This window comes from Methylomonas sp. MS20 (assembly GCF_050275925.1).
Taxonomy (GTDB): Bacteria; Pseudomonadota; Gammaproteobacteria; order Methylococcales; family Methylomonadaceae; genus Methylomonas; species Methylomonas koyamae_A.
Window position 1 is genome coordinate 3154528 of the sequence record NZ_CP189962.1, and the last position, 17820, is coordinate 3172347.

13 protein-coding genes are annotated in these 17820 nt (G+C 58.7%); 1 reads left to right on the forward strand and 12 read right to left on the reverse strand.

All coding sequences use genetic code 11. The annotated features are described in order from the left end of the window. Nucleotides 1-2 precede the first annotated feature (2 nt). The 8 genes from ACQE3D_RS14100 to ACQE3D_RS14135 all read right to left on the reverse strand — a co-directional run bounded on the left by ACQE3D_RS14100 (nt 3) and on the right by ACQE3D_RS14135 (nt 7581). Nucleotides 3-527, reverse strand: coding sequence for a phage tail protein (locus ACQE3D_RS14100; protein WP_064027807.1), 525 nt, complete (start codon nt 525-527; stop codon nt 3-5). A gap of 12 nt (nt 528-539) precedes the next feature. After that, nucleotides 540-2138, reverse strand: a complete 1599-nt coding sequence (locus ACQE3D_RS14105) for a phage tail sheath family protein (RefSeq protein ID WP_313730025.1) — start codon at nt 2136-2138, stop codon at nt 540-542. A gap of 260 nt (nt 2139-2398) precedes the next feature. Next, a complete protein-coding gene (locus tag ACQE3D_RS14110) occupies nt 2399-2590 on the reverse strand; it encodes a YbdD/YjiX family protein (RefSeq protein WP_313730024.1) in 192 nt (63 codons plus the stop codon). A 2-nt stretch (nt 2591-2592) separates the two neighbouring features. Then, on the reverse strand, nt 2593-2961 hold the full coding sequence (locus tag ACQE3D_RS14115) for a PilZ domain-containing protein (RefSeq protein WP_313730023.1): 369 nt from the start codon (nt 2959-2961) through the stop codon (nt 2593-2595). 59 nt (nt 2962-3020) lie between these two features. Then, entirely contained in the window at nt 3021-5318 is a 2298-nt protein-coding gene (locus ACQE3D_RS14120) for a DNA internalization-related competence protein ComEC/Rec2 (RefSeq protein ID WP_313730022.1), read from the reverse strand. Nucleotides 5319-5364: 46 nt separating this feature from the next. Further along, nucleotides 5365-5730, reverse strand: coding sequence for a YciI family protein (locus tag ACQE3D_RS14125; protein WP_281020632.1), 366 nt, complete (start codon nt 5728-5730; stop codon nt 5365-5367). 158 nt (nt 5731-5888) lie between these two features. Further along, on the reverse strand, nt 5889-6263 hold the full coding sequence (locus ACQE3D_RS14130; RefSeq protein ID WP_064027820.1) for a YciI family protein: 375 nt from the start codon (nt 6261-6263) through the stop codon (nt 5889-5891). Between the two features lie 79 nt (nt 6264-6342). Continuing rightward, entirely contained in the window at nt 6343-7581 is a 1239-nt protein-coding gene (locus tag ACQE3D_RS14135; RefSeq protein ID WP_313730021.1) for an RNA polymerase sigma factor, read from the reverse strand. 268 nt (nt 7582-7849) lie between these two features. On the opposite strand from ACQE3D_RS14135, the gene ACQE3D_RS14140 reads away from it, so the two are divergent. Further along, a complete protein-coding gene (locus tag ACQE3D_RS14140; RefSeq protein WP_313730020.1) occupies nt 7850-9142 on the forward strand; it encodes a PepSY-associated TM helix domain-containing protein in 1293 nt (430 codons plus the stop codon). Between the two features lie 63 nt (nt 9143-9205). Here the strand turns inward: ACQE3D_RS14140 and ACQE3D_RS14145 are convergent, their stop codons facing one another. From ACQE3D_RS14145 to ACQE3D_RS14160, 4 genes are all read right to left on the reverse strand, one after another. After that, nucleotides 9206-10051, reverse strand: a complete 846-nt coding sequence (locus ACQE3D_RS14145; protein WP_313730019.1) for an HDOD domain-containing protein — start codon at nt 10049-10051, stop codon at nt 9206-9208. Then, entirely contained in the window at nt 10041-15107 is a 5067-nt protein-coding gene (locus tag ACQE3D_RS14150; protein WP_313730018.1) for an EAL domain-containing protein, read from the reverse strand. The genes ACQE3D_RS14145 and ACQE3D_RS14150 overlap by 11 nt, the downstream gene beginning before the upstream one ends. 13 nt (nt 15108-15120) lie before the next feature. Next, nucleotides 15121-15660 (reverse strand): YfiR family protein, encoded by a 540-nt coding sequence (locus ACQE3D_RS14155; RefSeq protein ID WP_139306230.1) that lies wholly within the window; start codon nt 15658-15660, stop codon nt 15121-15123. A 74-nt stretch (nt 15661-15734) separates the two neighbouring features. Then, nucleotides 15735-17720 carry a TonB-dependent receptor plug domain-containing protein gene (locus ACQE3D_RS14160; RefSeq protein WP_313730017.1) on the reverse strand — a complete coding sequence of 662 codons (1986 nt, stop codon included), beginning with the start codon at nt 17718-17720 and terminating at the stop codon, nt 15735-15737. Between the last annotated feature and the right edge of the window lie 100 nt (nt 17721-17820).

A 17820-nucleotide genomic window follows, 5' to 3' on the forward strand; every position in this document is an offset into this window, starting at 1 on the left:
GGCTATTGCGGCTCGGTAAAGGTTTCCTCGGCCGGCTCGGCGACTTCGTAATCGCGTTCCCAGCCTTCGTTTTCCAGCTTGATGTGCTGGATCGCCACGGCGTTGGCGTTGGCATCCAAATCCGGCAGGGCCTGAAATTCGGACACCCAGCAGCGAAACAATTTGTAAGCCACCGCGAGCTGGCCCGACTCGTTGTAGAGTTCGATGATGATGTCCTTGCGAAAATCCTTGAGCGACACTTCCGCGCCCAGCCCGGAACCGAAATTCCACACCTTGTTAGCCCATTGCTCGAATTCCTTGTCGTGGGTGACGCCGCGCTCCAGGCTGATGGCCTCGTATTCGGTACGGCCCGGCGATTTGCGGCTGCTGCTGGGATCGCCGCCTTCCCGGTGTTTGACTACTTCGGTGGTGCGTTTGAGCGCGCCGACCTTGCTGACGCCGGCGACGTATTTGCCGTCCCATTTGACCCGAAATTTGAAATTTTTATAGGGATCGAACCGTTGTGCGTTGACGCTGAACTGAGCCATGGCGGATTCTCCTTAGACTTCGATTTGTCCAGCCATTTGCTGGAGTTTGATGACGACAAATTCGGCGGGTTTTAGCGGCGCGAAGCCGACCACGATATTGACGATGCCGGAATTGATGTCGGTTTGCGTCGTGGTTTCCCGATCGCACTTAACGAAGTAGGCCTCCCTGGGGGTACTGCCCTGAAAAGCGCCCTGGCGAAACAGGTTGTGCATGAAGGCGCCGACGTTCAAACGAATCTGTGCCCACAGCGGCTCGTCGTTCGGCTCGAACACCACCCACTGCGTGCCGCGATACAGGCTTTCCTCGATGAACAACGCGGTGCGGCGCACCGGCAGGTATTTCCATTCGTCGGCCAACTGGTCGGCACCGCGCAAGGTACGCGCGCCCCAGACCACCCGGCCGTTGACCGGAAACGCCCTCAAACAATTGATGCCCAACGGGTTGAGCATGCCGTTTTCGGCGTCATTCAAATTTACTTGCAAACCTTGAATCCCGCTCAGCGAGGCATCCAGCCCGGCCGGCGCCTTCCAAACGCCGCGCGCGGTGTCGGTGCGCGCCATGATGCCGGCAATCATGCCACTGGGCGCGAACACGTCGAGCTGGCCTTCGCGCAAGGGATCGCTTTGAATCACACGCGGAAAGTACAGCGCTGCGTTACGAGCTTCGACACCGGACAGACCCAAGCCGCTCAATCCGTCGCGAGCCGTTGCAGCGGCGGTATCCTTATTCGCGCCCCACGCCGCCGGCGGATCGACGATCAGCACGGCGCGCCGGTCGGCGCAGTATTTCATCCCCTTTTGATAGACTTCCTTCAAGGTATCGCCCTCGCGGGTGTCGGGCGGTATGCACAGCAAATTGAACAAATCGGCCTTATCCAGCGCGTAAAGGCCGGTTTTGTTGTTTTTGTCGCCGACCACGTCGGCTTCGGCGGTCAACAACGCACTATCGCCGCCGCCGGTAAATTTTTTAAAGCTGGCCGGCGTGGCCGCCGGATCGGCCGGATCTTCGGCGGCGGTCGAGTCGGTGGGCCGGCCGGCCACCAGATCGGCGCTGCCGTCGGCTTTCTTCTGCACGCGGATCAAATTGGATTCCGCGGCTAACACTCGATCCAGGCGGCGGGCGCCAGCGCCGACAGTGACAGCCAAATTCAGGAAGCGTTCGACGCGGCCCTTGCCGGGTTCTTCGTACACCGTCATATTGAATAAATCGGCCTGCGCAATGCCGTAACGGCCGGCGACTTCGGCGGTAATGCCCTTGGCGTCTATCGTGTAAGTGAGCTTGTCGCCGCGCAAACCAACGCTGGCGGCTTCCAGTTTCAGATCGGCGTTTTTCGAGGCCGTGGCGTTTTTCGCCAGCCTGACGATCAAGGCCTGTTGGCCGCCGTTCAGATAAAAGTCGCGTACCGCATAGGACAGCGGAAAATCCGGCGACAAATCGCCAAACACCCGGATGAAATCGCCGAAGCTGTTGACGGTGATCGGCTCATCGGTCGGTCCGCGCAAGGCCCGGCCAAGAAACGCGGTAATCGAGGTGGCGACGCCGGTAATCGTGCGAACGCCGCTGGGGACCTCTTCGATGTAAACGCCGGGATAAGAAAGTGCTACAGGCATGACGTGCTCCTTTAAAACGCTACTGGAACCGGATTACCACCCCGTGGATGCTTAATCTAGTGCGACGATGCGGCGCGGGCGGACTAGGCGGCCGCGGACCGAAAAAGGCTGCGAAGCCGCCCTAAGCTGGCGGCTTTTGTTGAACATCATGTTGAGCGTATTTCCGGCAACAAACAATGACGCATTTGTGCCAGTACAAATGTACTGCATCGCTTCTATTGTCGTCTCCGCCTGTAAAGGCGATTGCCAAAAATAGCTTACTAGCAGCAGCGCTTGACGCCGTTCCATTTACGGCGGGTTTCGGCGGCGAAGAAAGCCTTGCGGCTCAGCGGCGCGGATTCGCTATCGGCATGGTGGGTTTGCCAGTGTTGCAAGTAACGGCGGTAGGCGGTTTCGCCGTTCAGCGCTTCCCAGATTCGCCGGAGCATGCCGGCCGAGGTGGTCCGTGCCATCCTCAGTCTTCGTCGGCCGGCGGCGCGAATTTCACGCACTCGAACATCAAGTCGTCCAGATCGTGTTCGGCATGCCGCTCGCTGTCGTACTGCAAGCCGCATTCCTGATGCTCGTCGCGTAAATGTTTGATCATGCCGTGTATCGACACCGGCACTTTCGACTCGGGCAACACGATGGAAATCCGCAGCTCGGCTTCCTCGACTGTCCGGGCCAGCGGTTCTTTCAAACGGATTTTGATGCCGCTGTAACTCATGTCCACGACCAAGCCGTCGATGACGATTTCACCGCCGGGCGGCGGCGGGTCGATGATGATGTGCGCCGCCAATCCCTCGGGGCAAAACCGCCGATGACTGCGTTTTTCAATTTCCATGCATAAGCTCCCGCGAATAATTTCGAGAGTATAGGCAGAAATTCCGGCGCCGTTAAGTGTTATCGGCCGGCTTCCGCCGCCGGACAGGCGTCGTCCGCCATCCAATAGCGACGATGCCGGCAACGTTCGCCGTGGATAGCGACCGGTATCTCGGCGGTGTCGACGATGATCGCGCCTTGTTCGGCGGTATTCGCCCAGTTTGCGCCCATCCGGCGATAGCGTTCCAGTACTTGCGGATGCGGAAAGCCGAAGCGGTTCGAATACCCGGCCGGAATCAGCACCCAAGCGGGCGCGACTTGTTCCAGAAACGTCAGCGTCGAAGAGGTCTTGCTACCATGATGCGGCGCGACCAAAAAGGTGTTGGCCAGTTGATCGCCGTATAGCTCCACCAAGCGGCGTTCGCCGGCCTGCTCGATGTCGGCGGTCAATAGCAGGCTAGCGCTGGCGGTGCGGACTTGCAGCACGCAGGAATTGTCGTTGTCGCCCGGCAGGCGCGGGTCGGACGGCGCCAACATCCGGAATTCGACGCCGTCCCAATTCCAAGTCTGGCCGGCCCGGCAATATCGGCCTTCCAGCCGCTCGGCCCAGGCCGGCACGCTGCTGAATACTTGGTCCGCCGCGACCTCGGCCAGCACCGATTCCGCGCCGCCACAGTGGTCGATATCGTCGTGACTGACGATCAAGCCGTCCAGCCGGCGTATACCCCGCGAACGCAAATAAGGCAAAATCACCGAGTCGCCCATGTCGGAGTCTTCGGAATAACGCGCGCCGGTGTCGAACAGCAAGCGATGCTCGGCGGTTTCGACGACCGCCGCCAACCCTTGGCCGACATCCAACAGCGCCAGCCGGACCTCGCCGGGCGGCGGTCTGGCCACGTCCGCGACCAACACCGGCAACAACAGCCAGACGCCCAAATAACGGCCGGGAAATCCGCGCGGTGCCAGCAACAGGACGCTGCCGATGCCGGCCGCCAATAAGGCCGGCCACGCCGGTTCCGGTAAAGTCGCGTTAGACAGCGGCAATTTCGCCAGAGCTTGCAAGGTCCACCAAAGGCTTTGCAGTATCCAATCCGCCAGTTGCAACAAAAATTGCGCGAACATTGGCCAAACGAACAGCAAGGCCACAGCAGCCAAGACCAACGGCACCACGACGATGCCGATCGCCGGCACCGCCAGCCAGTTGGCCAGCGGCGAAATCAGCGATACTTGCTGAAAAAACAGGATCAGCAGCGGCGCCAACCCGGCCGCGGTCGCCCATTGCGCCAACGCCGCCTCGCGCCAATAGCCCGGCCGGCCGAGCCGGCCGGCGGAAACGTAAATCAACAGTCCGACCGCCGCGAACGACAACCAAAAGCCGACCGCTTGCACCGCCAGCGGATCGACGATCAACACCGCCAGCAAGGCCAGCAACAGGATGCGCCAGGCCCCGACGTGACGCTGCCAACTCAAGGCCGCGAACGCCACGGCCAGCATCACGACCGCACGCAGCGTCGGAACCGAATAGCCGGCCAATCCAGCATAAAAAGCCGCCGCCAGCCAGGCCGTCAGCGCGGCCACCCGTTGCGGCGACCAACGCGGATTGCCGGTCCAGGCCCAGGCTCGCCGTACGACGAGAAATACCAAGCCCGCCACCAAACTGATGTGCGACCCGGAAATCACGATCAAATGCACGGTGCCGGTTTTACGAAACACCTGCCACTGCGCCTGACCGATGCCATCCTGGCTGCCTATCGTTAGCGCCTTGATCAAACCGAGGTTGGAGCCGCCGGGCAAGGCCTGATCCAACCTTGCCGAAATACTTTGTCTGGCGCGCGCCAAGACTGCTCCCACGCGCCCATCGTCGGCCAAGCGCGACGGCGCCGGCTCGTCGCGCACATAGCCGGTGGCACCGATGCGATTGGCAAACAACCAAGCTTCGTAATCGAAACCGCCCGGATTCAAGCGGCCGTGCGGCTGTCGCAACTTGACGGTCAAACGCCAGCTCTGCCCCGCCGCCACATCCGCCGTGGTTCGATACCAGTTCAATCGCAGTTTGCTTGGAAAATCGCCAGCCGGACGGGTGACCGCGAAGTCGAAGCCGATACGGTTGTCCATGTGCTTGGGCATGCCGGCGATATAACCTTCGACGTCGACCGCTTGATTCTGCAAGTCTTCGGGCAATTGCTGCGCCAACCGCCAGGCCCCGAAACCGGCCGCCCACAGCGCGCCGGCCAATAGTGCGACCAAGCCGATCTGACGGCGACACGCGCACAGCAATAATAAAGCCGTCAGCGCCGGCCATTCCCAGCCCTGCGGCAGCCGCTGCCATTGTTGCACCCAAACGATGCCGGCCAGCGCCGCCAATACCGCAACCGCCATCGGCTACGCCCACGCGTTCGCGGTAGCGGTGCGAGGTCTTGTCACGCTAGGCCTGATCGTCCGCCGGCAGTCCCGGCAATTCGATCAAGGGTCTGACTTCGACCGTGCCCTTGCGCGCCATCGGGATACGCGCGGCGATGGCGATCGCCTGATCCAGATCGGCGGTCTCCACCAAGTAGTAGCCGCCCAGTTGCTCGCGGGTTTCAGCAAACGGGCCGTCGGTCACCAAACACTGCCCGTCGCGCACCCGCACGCTGGTCGCCAACGCGGTGGGTTGCAGCGGACTGGCCGCCAGATATTGGCCGCGCTCCGCCAAATCGCGCGCCAATTGCAAGGACTCCCGGTAACAGGCCTGACGATCGTCCTCGGCCAGCGTCTGCTCGGCAAAATAGATCAATAGCAAGTATTTCATAAGGTCTCCAAATAACAGGGCTCCGCCTTTCCGGGGGTCTCACCGCAAAACCTTGAGTTCGAAAGATAACGGATGGCGCGTTGCCTGACGATGGCTGCGTCCCGCCGGCGCGGTCCGGCATTCTCGCCAAACCATAAAAACCCTCGAATACCGTGGATTTAACGCAAACCCAACGCGGCTAACGTTTGGCTGTCCTCGGCGACCGGCCGGACTTCGACGCAACCGAAGCGCGCGCCGGGAATTCCGGCGGCGATCCTGATCGCCTCGTTGAAATCGGTGGCTTCGATTAAATAATAGCCGCCCAGTTGCTCCTTGGTTTCGGCAAACGGTCCATCCGTCGTGGTCACCTTGGCGTCGCGGACCCGCACCGTTACCGCCGCGCTGGCCGGCAACAGCCGGTTGCAAGCCAAGTAGTGGCCGCTGGCGCGAATGGCTTCGGTAAACTCGGCATACTCTTCAAAATGGCGGTCGGCGGCGGTCGGCTCCATGTCCTCCATGACCTTTTCGGCACAAATTAGGCAAAGGTATTTCATCGGTTTCTCCCTGCATTGGGTTTCGGATGTTGGCTAGTCGATTGACGACAGTCCGATTCGACATCGCCGCCAAAAATTTTCAGCCCGCCAATTCGGCTAACCGGCGCTGTAAAAACCGGCGCTCGGGCTCCTGTTTGGCCAGATCAAGCGCGCGCCGGTAGGCGGCAACCGCGTCGGCGGCGTCCCCCAGGCGCCGGTATAAGTCGCCGCGGGCGGCGTGGATTAAATGGTAGTCCGCCAATTCGCCGCGCGCCAAGATGGCGTCAATCACGGCCAAGCCGGCGGCCGGGCCGTCGCGCATCGCCAACGCGACGGCGAAATTCAATTCGACCACCGGCGACGGCTGCACCCGCAGCAACAGCACGTACAACGCGACGATTTGCGGCCAATCGGTGGCTTCCGCGTGCTCGGCTTCGGCGTGCAACGCGGCGATCGCCGCTTGCAGAGCGTAGGCGCCGGGCCGTCCACCGCGCAAGGCAGCCTCCACCCAACGTCGGCCTTCGGTAATTTGCTCCCGATGCCACAGCGAGCGGTCCTGATCGGCCAGTAATATCAGCTCCCCGTCGGCCGAGGTTCTGGACATGCGCCGCGCCTCGTGCAACAGCATCAGCGCCAACAGGCCGTACACTTCCGGCTCCGGCAACAGCTCAGCCAGTAGCCGACCCAAGCGCAAGGCTTCGCCGGCCAAGTCTGGCCGGGTCAGGCTGGCACCCGACGACGCCGAATAACCTTCGTTGAAGACCAGATAGACCACCCGCAACACCGAGGCCAAACGATCCGGCAACTCTTCGGCGGGCGGCACCCGATACGGAATCTTGGCCTCGCGAATCTTGGCCTTGGCGCGAACGATCCGTTGCGCCAACGTCGGAACCGGCGTCAAGAATGCCGCCGCGATCGCTTCGGTCGTCAAACCGCAAACTTCCCGCAAAGTCAGGGCCAGATGCGCTTCCGGCGCCAATGCCGGATGGCAGCAGGTAAAAATCAGCTTCAAACTGTCATCCGGCCAATCTTCGGTATCGTCCGGCGTGACCTCCCCCAGCGGATCGGCCAACGCTTCGACATCCTCCCTTTGCTCGAAGCGGGATTGCCTGCGCAACCGGTCTATGGCCTTGAATCGACCGGCCGACACCAACCAAGCCTTGGGATTGGCCGGCACGCCATCGCCGGGCCATTGTTCCAACGCGGCGCGAAACGCATCGTGCAAGGCTTCCTCGGCGAGGTCGAAGTCGCCAAGCAGCCGGATCAAGGTCGCCAAAATACGGCGCGATTCGTCGCGGTATAAGGTCTGTACCGCGCGGTGTACGGCAGTGTCGTTCATCGAGAGTCCGTTAAAAAACCAATTCGAGAGCGGAAGTCGCTTCAAGCGCTCAAAACCGGGCCCAAGCGCCAAGGCTTCCGCGGCGCGGCTGATATCCAACACAAGCGACCGCGCTTGAAATGAGCGCATGCCCGGAACGCGGTCTTGGTATCGCCTGCATATTACCTCTGGCGCCCGAGTCTAGCTAAAAATTCGCGGCAAGGGTCGGACTGGCCCCGGTCCGGCGATTCCGGCAAAATAGCAGGTTAACTTTTTTGCTCTCGTCGCCATGTCCGAATTGCAATACCCGATCATCGTTCGCCCCCGTTTCCGATTCGCCGCACGCCGGATTTGGGTCAACTGCCACGTCTGGCTGGCGCTGACGGCCGGACTACTGTTCGCGCTGCTGGGCTTGACCGGCAGTCTCAGCGTATATCGAGAGGAACTCGACGGCCTACTGAACCCGCAACTGCGCGTCACGGTAGCCGAAGGCGCGGAAGTACTGCCTATCGATAAACTGTACGCCATGCTACGCGCCGCCGAACCCAATCGCCACGGCGCCTGGACCCTGGAAATGCCGCGCGCGGCGGATGGTCCGATCACCGCTTGGTTCGAGAAACCTAAGGAAAGTTACGAACAATTCTACGCTCCGCTGATGGTCGCGCTGGACCCTTACACCGGCCAAGTTCTGGACCGACGCTTCTGGGGACAAACCCTGACCACCTGGATCATGGACTTGCACACCGATCTGCGCTTGGCCGCCACCGGTCGCACTGTTGTCGCGTGGCTGGGCGGACTATTGATGCTGTCGGTCATCAGTGGCTTGGGTTTATGGTGGCCGGGCCGCGACCGACTCGGCGAGGTATTCCGATTGCGCCACGCCAGTCTGGTCAAACTGGCCTTCGATTTACACCGCTGGCTGGGACTGATCAGTGCCTGCGGCTTGCTGATACTGGCGTTTACCGGTTTTCACCTCGCCTACCCTCGTCTGCTGGAAACCATTACCGCCGCCGACGGCATGGGCCACGGCGACGACGGTCCGGCGGTACGCAGCACCGGCGTACCGAACAACAGGCCGGTTAACTTAGCCGAAGCCGTGCTGGTGGCGCGCGGACCGTTTCCAAAATCCGAAGTGCGGCGGGTGACGACCCCGGTCGGCGAACTAGGCACCTACCGGATCAATCTGCGCCAGCGCGACGAAATCAACCAACATCATCCGTTCACGACGGTCTGGGTAGACCGTTGGAGCGGGCAGATCCGCGACGTGCGCAACCCGCACCGGTTCTCGGCGGGCCAGCGTTTCACGACTTGGCTGTGGCCGCTGCATACCGGGGAAGCTTTCGGCGCGACCGGCCGGTTTCTATGGTTCCTGACCGGCCTGACGCCCGCCCTGCTCTACATCAGCGGTCTATTGCATTGGTCGTACCGGCGCGGCTGGTTGGCGGACCGCGCGATCGATTGGCCGGGTTTGGCCGAACGCTACGGAAACGCCTGCCGCGCCGGCGCCAGCCGTATGCGCGGCTGGCTGGCGAACCGCTTACTACCGATGTTACGCGACTTCAGCGCCAAATGGCGACGCTGACCGGGGGGTGTCGGGCCGCCAAGGAACCCAATGCCGCCGCCATCCGGAACGCCTCGATGGCGGTTAATGAAACAAGGTTGCCGCCAACTCCCGAACCGTCGGCGCCTGCTCGCCCAAACGCCGATACACTTCCGCCTGCCGTTCGGCACTAATACCGATCTCGCTCAAGCCGCTCAGCGGCGGCCATTCCTCGTCCTTGCCGGCCCGGCAAGCCATGCGGGCGGCGGCGTGTACCGTTTGGGCCGACTGCCAGTGACAGCCACGATATTCGGGCTCGCCGTGTTGGGCGATAGCCGCGACCAATTCCGGAGCCAATCCCCAATGCTCGGCCAAATAGCCGCCCACTTCGCAATAATCGCAATCCAAGGCTTGCCGCAGCAATCGACTCAATGCGATTTCCGGATGGCGCCGCTTATATTCCAACACGGCTTGGGTTTGCTCGGGCATCGTATCGGCCAGGCATAAGATACCGATGTTGTGCAAAATCCCCGCTGTTCTGACGGTTTGCGCCAGCCGGCCGCCGAGCGGTTCTGCCAATTGCGCGGCCGCCTGGCCGGTCAACATGCCACTCACCCAATAGCGGCGCAGATCGAATTCCCGACATTTTCCGGGATAAAACGGCTTCATTACCGCCAAGCCGATACCGACCGCCCTGACCACATTCATGCCCAATTTCAGACAACAGCGCTCTATCGAGGTCACCGCTTCGCCGTGACCGTTAGCCCAAGCGGAGTTCGCCAAGGCCAGCAGACGGGCACAGATCGTCGGATGGTATGCCAATACCTTGGCCAGCGCCGGGTAGTCCAAATCGTCGTCGACCAATGCCCTCAACAAATGATGAACATCATGCGGCAACACCAACACCCTTTCCAAGCCGCTCCGCCACAGCGGCGGCGCATCAGTGACCATCGCCGGGCACTCCCGAAGCCAGCCGGTTTTCCGCCTGTTCCAGCCGAAAGTCCTTCTCGAACAACGCCGGCAAGTCGTTAGCCGGCAACGGCTGGCTGAAATAAAACCCCTGGATGATCTGGCAACCCAAGCCGCTCATGACCATGGCTTGTTCGATGGTTTCGACACCTTCCGCGACCATTTTGAACGCCATCGCGTTGGCCATGCCGATGATGGTGCCCAACAAAATTGGGGTTTGCGGATTGCTCAGTACATCCTGAACGAACACCCGATCGATCTTCAAACAATCGACCGGCATATGCTTGAGCGACGCCAGCGACGAGTAGCCGGTGCCGAAATCGTCGATGGCAATCTTGCAGTTCATCGCCTTCAATTGACGGAAAATCGCCATATCCGCTTCGGTTTGCATCACGCTTTCGGTGACTTCCAGCGTCAGCGCTTCGGCCGGCAAATCCGAGGCTTTCAACGCGGCATTCAGAATCTCTAGCAATTGCGGATCGCGAAACTGGCTGGCCGAGACGTTGACCGCGATGGTGAGCGGTGTCAAGCCCAGATCGTGCCAAGCCTTGAGCTGGCGGCACGCCGCGCCGATCACCCAACCGCCGAGCTTATGAATCAAACCCAGCGTTTCCGATAGCCCGATAAATTCGGCCGGCCCGAGCAAGCCGCGGTGCGGATGTCGCCAGCGCAACAAGGCTTCGACGCCGATCATCCGGCCGGTCACCATACTAACCTGAGGTTGGTAATACAATTCAAACTCCTCGTTTTCCAGCGCTTCCCGCAGCATTTGTTCGTCTTGCAGGCGTTTGATCGCCAACCCGGTCATTTCCGGCCGGTAATAGGCGTAGCGCTGTTTGCCGGCGCTTTTCGCGGAATACATCGCGGTGTCGGCGGCCTTCATCAAATCGTGCTCGTTGTCGCCGTCCTTCGGATAGATAGCTATACCGATACTGACGCGCGGATTTAAGTGATGGCTACCCAGGATCAGCGGCAAATTGATTTCCTCCAGGCAGCGTTCGGCAATCTCCATTGCTTGAAACTCGTCGGTAATATGGTTGGCGATCACGCAAAATTCGTCGCCCCCAAGGCGAGCGACAAAATCCTCATCGCGCATCACCCGCTGGATACGTTGCGCGATCGCCGTCAAAAACTGGTCGCCGACGTTGTGACCGAAACTGTCGTTGACGTATTTGAATTCGTCCAAATCCAGAAACAGAAACGCAAACTGTTGTTGGCTGCGCTGGGCGGCCTTGATGGTTTGCTGGATGCGTTTTTGATAATGCACGCGGCTCGCCAAACCGGTCAAGGCGTCGAAATACGCCAATTGGTGAATCAGTTGCTCGGAAGCCTTCTGCTTGCTGATGTCCTGCACGGTGCCTGTAACGTAGGCATTCGGTCCGCCCTCGACCAACGCGGTATGCTGGCGCACCGTGATCGGCTCATCCAAATCGACGCGTAAGCGGTATTCGATGTCGTCGACCACTTCGCCAACCGCCGCCGCATCGATCAGCGCCCTCACCGTCGGCCGTTTATCGGTCTCGATCAAATCGATATAGCGATCGAGATTGCCCTGAAAATAGTCGGGCTCCAATCGGCACAACTCGGCGAGATAAGAGGAGGTCCCGAACCGCCGCAGCCTGGGTTCCCAAGTCCAGTAACCCAAGCCTGCGACGCGTTGCGCGGCGGACAGTTGCTGTTTGTTATGCCTCAGCTCGGCTGTCGTCCGGCTGGCTCGCAACAAAAATTTGATGTGATGTATCAACACCACGTGATTGATCGGTTTAACGATGAAATCGGCGGCGCCGGCTCTGAACGCACGATTGATCGATTCGATGTCGTCCAAGCCGGTGGACATAATGATCGGGACGCCGGCCATCGCCGGCACGGCATGCATGGCCAGACAAGTTCCGAAACCGTCGATGCCCGGCATGATGGCATCGAGTATCACCAAATCGGGCGTTTCCCGGTCCAACCATGCCAAAGCCGCCTCGCCGCTATCGGCCTCGGCCACTCGATAGCCGGCGGTCCGCAGTTTGGCGCCTGTCACCATCCGAAAACCCGGATCGTCGTCCACCAACAAGATGCGAGCAACCTCGCCGTCCGTCGCTACGTCGGCGAAATCCGACTCCGACGACCGAGCTTCGCCGACCGATTCCGCTCCCAGCGCCAGCCTTAAACTGTCAATCGCCGCAGTCCAACACTCGGTAACCGTCGCCGCCAACGCCTGCAGATCGGCGGCATCCGACTGCCGGGCCGCGCGCTCCAATGCGGCGCAAGCGGCCACCAGCTCGGCCGCGCCGATGTTGGCGCTCGCCGACTTCAAGCTGTGCGCGGTATCCGCGAGTGCATCGAAATCCCGAGTCTCGGCAAGCGGCGTAAGCCGTTCGGCCAATTTGGGTGTGGTGTCCAAATAAACTCGCGCCACTTTGCTCGATAAATCGTTACCGTCGGGGTCGGTCAAGCCTTGCAACGCGCTCAAATCGATAACCGCCGGCGAATTTACCGGCCTAGTCACGGCGGCGGTCTCTGGCGGCATCCGCGCCTCGCCAAGCCAAGCGGCCAACGCGGCGCGCAATTGATCGCGGCGGAACGGTTTGCTGAGGTAGGCGTCCATGCCGGCGGCCTGACATTGTTCGGGCACGCCTTTTTGGACGTCGGCGGTTAATGCAACGATCGGCGTACGCGCGCGTCCCGCCGCGCTTTCTTCGGCGCGAATCGCGACAGCCGCCGCAAAACCGTCCATCACCGGCATATGGCAATCCATCAAAATCAGGTCGTAACGTTTGTCGCGCGCGGCCTCGACAGCCGCCGCGCCGTCGGCGACGACATCGGCAGCGCAGCCCATGCCCACCAAGAAACTTTTGACGACTTCCTGATTGACCGGATTATCTTCCGCCACCAGTACCGTGCCGGACAGTTTTTCGGCCTCCGCGTTGGCAGACGGCATGGCCGCGACAGGTTTGTTGGCCAGAATTTCCAACAGACACTGGTGCAACTTGCGTTGAAATACCGGCTTGTTCAAATAAAAGCTGATGCCGTAATCCTGAAGTTTGTCGGCTTGCAACGATATGCTTTCCGAGCTCAGCATCACCAACGCGGGTTTGACAATTCGAGTGTCGTTTTGAATCGTTTTCGCCAAACTTAAACCATCCATGATCGGCAAATGCCAATCCAGCAACACAATCCGGAAAGCCTGATGGGGATTGGCCGAGACATCGGTCAACAGCTTCAAGGCCCTGGGTCCGCTATCGACGGTCGTGACGTTGGCGCCCCACAGCGTCAATTGGTCCAACAAAATCTCCCGATTGGTCGGATTGTCGTCGACCACCAAAATGTTGACGCCGGACAGTTCATGGCTTTCGGCGCGATCGATGCCGGACTGTATCCCCAAACCCAAGCGCAACGAAAAATAAAATCGGGAGCCGCGCTCGACCCGGCTGTCCACGGCCAACTTGCCGCCCATTAATTCCACCAGTTGCTTGGATATCGTCAAGCCCAAACCCGTACCGCCGTAACGACGGGTGATGCTGCCGTCGGATTGGGTGAAGCTGTCGAAGATTTTGGCCTGGCGGTCGTCCGGGATACCGATCCCGGTATCGACAACCTCGAACAACAATTCGATCGTATCGGTTCCGGCGACCTCCGCCAGCGTCGAGACTTTCAGTTGCACCTCGCCGCGCTCGGTAAATTTGATCGCATTGCCCAGCAAGTTGATCAGGACTTGGCGCAAGCGCTCGGCATCGGCCTGAATCACGTAGTTAAAATCGTGCGGAATGTTCAGGATCAACTCGATGCCCTTGCGATGCGCCGGTTCGGCCAACAATTCCAGGGTATCTTCCAACAAGCGCCGCAAATCGAACTCCTGAACGATCAATTGCATCTTACCGGCTTCGATTTTGGAAAAATCCAATATGTTATTGATGATACCGAGTAGCGAGTTGGCCGAACGGTAAGCGGTTTCCGCGAATCGGACTTGCCTGGCGTCCAGTCCGGAAGACTGCAACAGTTCCATCATCCCCAACACGCCGTTCATCGGCGTCCGGATCTCGTGACTCATCGTCGCCAGAAATTGCGACTTGGCTAGACTCGCCTGCTCCGCCAGTTCCTTGGCGGCGACGGTTTCAACCACGGTTCGTTCCAGTTCCTCGTTTTTTTCGGCGAGCTGGGCGGTGCGCTCGGCGACCTGACGTTCCAATTCATTCCGGTGCCTTTCCAGACGCTGGTCGCGTACCTGAATTTCGCTCAGCATTGCGTTGTACACCTCGGCTAAATCGCCGAATTCGTCGGTACTGGTTTTTTCTATGCGATGGTAAAAGGCTTTTTCGCTGCCCACCGATTTCATCGCTTGCATCAAATTCAATAACGGCGCCAAGAAAATATGTTGCAGCTTGGACGTCAGCATGGCGATCCACAACATCGTGAACACCACGATCAGCCCGATAATCAAATAAAAACTTTTCAATATGGCGTAAAACCCGCTCTGATCGTCCACCAGATGCAATACGCCTATCATGTCGCCGTCCAAATAAATTGGCCTGACAAAATGCAGATTATTCTCCGCGTCGTATTCGACGACATATTTTCCGCCAACATCGGCGACACTAAAATAATGAAACAGACTGTCGTACCACTCGGAAAAAAGCGTCATCAACATTTTGAACGGATGAACGGATTTATCGGCGGGTCCGGCTTCTCGCAAAACCGCGTAAGCCTGGTCGAAATTCCAATGGCTGGCTGGATTTTTCTCGGAGTGATAATCGGCAAATAATTTTCCGCTTCGATTATATAACTCGGCATTTAGAATACTGTCGCGGGTTTTCAAGCTCTTGAGCATTTCGTTGGCGGTCACGGGATCGTCGAACACCAAGGACGCGGAAATATTCGAAGCGACAATATTGGCGATTAATACCAATTGCTGTTCCGTCTCAATTTTTCTGGCGAAATATTCGTTAATTACGATGACCGATGTCGCTAAAAATAAGGTCATCATAGCGATCGCCGTCAAGATCGACACTAATTTCAGTTTGATCGGCGCATTGTTAAACCATTTGAACATGCTGTCGCCCTGTTTAATTTTCGCCGACTATCTTCGCCAAGCGCAGCAGATTGGAGCTGATCGCCAGTCCGGCGGCCTTGACGGCGTGATTATTGACGTACAATTGTATTTTACCGTCGACGTTCAGCATCGCCACCATTCCGCCGGCATTGACGAAATCCAGGCTTTCTCCAATCGTCAGAATCCGCCTGTTTTGAATATCCAAAAATACTTGAGAAAGTAGACTGTTGGAAATCTCGCTAATAAACAAAATATGACACTGGTTTAGATTCCTCAATTTCTCGGAGTTTAACGTCTTAATCGCTTTATTCCCGACCGCTTTACCGTTTATGGAATCGAAAGATTGCAATAACACATTATCGCCAACCAGGCAGACTTTCAATTGATTGTCGGAATCCGTGAAGGCCTGATCGGGCCATTGCGTAAAACGAGCGAAATTCAATGTCAATGCCGCCAACACCGCATATTGTTCGAACGCAACCGGCTCCCCGGACGCGATACGCAGATAGCCCAGCATCACGGCGATTGCACAAGTTCTAGTGATATTCGACATATCGCGCTTAAAATCGGCGTCCAAAAATCGGTTTAAAATATTCAAACGCGGGGATATTGGCCACGTGACGCATTTTAAAAACTCCAACTGATTTTGCCGTACATACCGCGATCGATCAGCGTCGGGACCACCAAATTCTCCTGTACATATTCCAAATGACTGCTCGTTAACAAGTTTTGTCCGACCAGCGAGACTTCCAATCCGGCCGCCGGCCGCCAAGCCAACCGGGCGTCCATGGTCACGTAGTCGCGAATATAGCGGTCGCCGCCGGACGTCGCGGAGGCATTGGTATCGACGTAGCGAAACCAGACATCGAAGTCCAGCTCCGGGATAACGTTGATTGCGCTGCGCAGATTGACCCGCTGTTGCGGACTCACACCGATCACCGCGGTTGCCGCCGACGGCAATTCGGTTTTCAACACACTGTAATTGGCGTCCCAGCGCCACCAATCCAACATTTGCCAGACCATCGCTAGCTCGACGCCGTAAGTCTTGGCTTTTATATTGTTGCTGAACAGCAAGGGTTGGACTACGACGCCGCGCAACGGATCGAAATAAGGCGTGCCCTGCACGGCGTCGCGTAAATGGGCGTAGTCGTTATAAAACGCCGTCACATCCACCGACAACGACTTAATCATCGTCGTTCGGTAGCCAATCTCGTAGGCGAGTACATCCTCGCTAAGCTGATTTCGGTTACCTTGCAGCGTTAAGTCCACCGGCACGAAGAAAGGTGCGGTCGGCGGTGCCACGGTAGTCGTCAAGCGCATATTCGCTTCGCCCCGAGAGGGCGTACGCACCGCTCGCGACATGGCCGCCCAAAACCGATGATTCAAGTCGGGCGCCCACATCAGGCGCGCGGTCGGCTGACCTTCGAAGCCGGTGAAATCATTGTGCTCGAATTTGCAACCCAGCGTAAACCACAGGGTTTGATCGATCAGTTCCATCTCGTCCTGGACGAAAGCGCTATAGAGTTGATTTTTTCGGTGGGCCGGCGACATATTGAAAATTACGCTGGAACCGAGCCTGTCGGCGGTGAGTTGATAACCCAAGCCCCAGATCAACTCATGCTTGTCGAAGACGTTGAGGCGGTGCTCGAAATCCAAATCCAGCGTATCGCGGCCTTCGGACATCCAACTTTCGTTACGCCGGTAGTAATCGTAAAACAACTGCAACGACAGATCGGACTGGGTGGAGAACGTGTGCTGCCAGCGGCCCAAGACGTTACCGCCGTAAGCTTCGGCCTTGTCGCGACCCAGGTCGCCATAGGGAGGAACGACACTGGGCACCAGCAGGGTTTGATTCAGATGGCTGTGATAGAGATCGCCCTGCAATTTAAAATCGTCGGCCAGCGTCAGCCGGGAATCGATACGAAACCCTCCCTGGACTCGGTCCCAATCGTCGCCGGCGCCATTGCCGCGCGCATCGGTGTTTTGGTCGCGCTTGAAGCCCTTGGCGAAGACTCGACCGGTGGTGTTCTCGCCCAACGCCGCGCCGTAACGAAACGCACCGAAACCCTGCTCCTCGGTACCGCCGCCCGCCGCAACCAAACCGCCCTGGGTTTTAGAACTGTGCTTGGTGATGACGTTGATCACGCCGTTGACCGCGTTCGCCCCCCACAGAGTCGCGCCGGGTCCGCGTATCACTTCGATACGCTCGACATCCTCCATCATCACATCCTGATTTTCCCAGTAGGTACCGGAAAACAGCCGGCTGTAGGTGTTGCGGCCGTCGATCAATACCAACAGCTTATTGGCGAAGCGGGCGTTGAAGCCGCGCGCGCTGACCGCCCATTTGTTCGCATCGATCCGCGCCACGTCCAGACCCGGCGCCATCCGCAAAGCCTCCGGTATGCTGGTGGCGCCGGACCGTTTAATGTCTTCGTTGCTGATCACGAAAATCGCGGCGGCGGCATCGTTCAGCGCTTGAGCTTTTTTCGACACCGATGTCACTTCGACATTGAGCAAATCCTCGACATTCAATTCCAGCGCATCTTTACCATCTGTTGCGGCTTCAACCGCCAGCCCCCCTGCCAACAGAAAACCGGCGATTATTTTTCTCATAGCCATTACTTTACCAGCGAGATTGACAAATGCTTGGTCCGTCCACGTCCGCAAAAACTTAGAAAATCCCTAACAACATAGCAAGCATAGTGAAAAAAAT

What these genes read in the sequence shown, in the direction of transcription:
- ACQE3D_RS14135 (WP_313730021.1), bottom strand. Translation starts at nt 7,581, where the DNA reads ATGAACGACACTGCCGTACACCGCGCGGTACAGACCTTATACCGCGAC.
- ACQE3D_RS14110 (WP_313730024.1), bottom strand. Translation starts at nt 2,590, where the DNA reads ATGGCACGGACCACCTCGGCCGGCATGCTCCGGCGAATCTGGGAAGCG.
- ACQE3D_RS14120 (WP_313730022.1), bottom strand. Translation starts at nt 5,318, where the DNA reads ATGGCGGTTGCGGTATTGGCGGCGCTGGCCGGCATCGTTTGGGTGCAA.
- ACQE3D_RS14155 (WP_139306230.1), bottom strand. Translation starts at nt 15,660, where the DNA reads ATGTCGAATATCACTAGAACTTGTGCAATCGCCGTGATGCTGGGCTAT.
- ACQE3D_RS14100 (WP_064027807.1), bottom strand. Translation starts at nt 527, where the DNA reads ATGGCTCAGTTCAGCGTCAACGCACAACGGTTCGATCCCTATAAAAAT.
- ACQE3D_RS14140 (WP_313730020.1), top strand. Translation starts at nt 7,850, where the DNA reads ATGTCCGAATTGCAATACCCGATCATCGTTCGCCCCCGTTTCCGATTC.
- ACQE3D_RS14150 (WP_313730018.1), bottom strand. Translation starts at nt 15,107, where the DNA reads ATGTTCAAATGGTTTAACAATGCGCCGATCAAACTGAAATTAGTGTCG.
- ACQE3D_RS14115 (WP_313730023.1), bottom strand. Translation starts at nt 2,961, where the DNA reads ATGGAAATTGAAAAACGCAGTCATCGGCGGTTTTGCCCCGAGGGATTG.
- ACQE3D_RS14130 (WP_064027820.1), bottom strand. Translation starts at nt 6,263, where the DNA reads ATGAAATACCTTTGCCTAATTTGTGCCGAAAAGGTCATGGAGGACATG.
- ACQE3D_RS14160 (WP_313730017.1), bottom strand. Translation starts at nt 17,720, where the DNA reads ATGAGAAAAATAATCGCCGGTTTTCTGTTGGCAGGGGGGCTGGCGGTT.
- ACQE3D_RS14125 (WP_281020632.1), bottom strand. Translation starts at nt 5,730, where the DNA reads ATGAAATACTTGCTATTGATCTATTTTGCCGAGCAGACGCTGGCCGAG.
- ACQE3D_RS14145 (WP_313730019.1), bottom strand. Translation starts at nt 10,051, where the DNA reads ATGGTCACTGATGCGCCGCCGCTGTGGCGGAGCGGCTTGGAAAGGGTG.
- ACQE3D_RS14105 (WP_313730025.1), bottom strand. Translation starts at nt 2,138, where the DNA reads ATGCCTGTAGCACTTTCTTATCCCGGCGTTTACATCGAAGAGGTCCCC.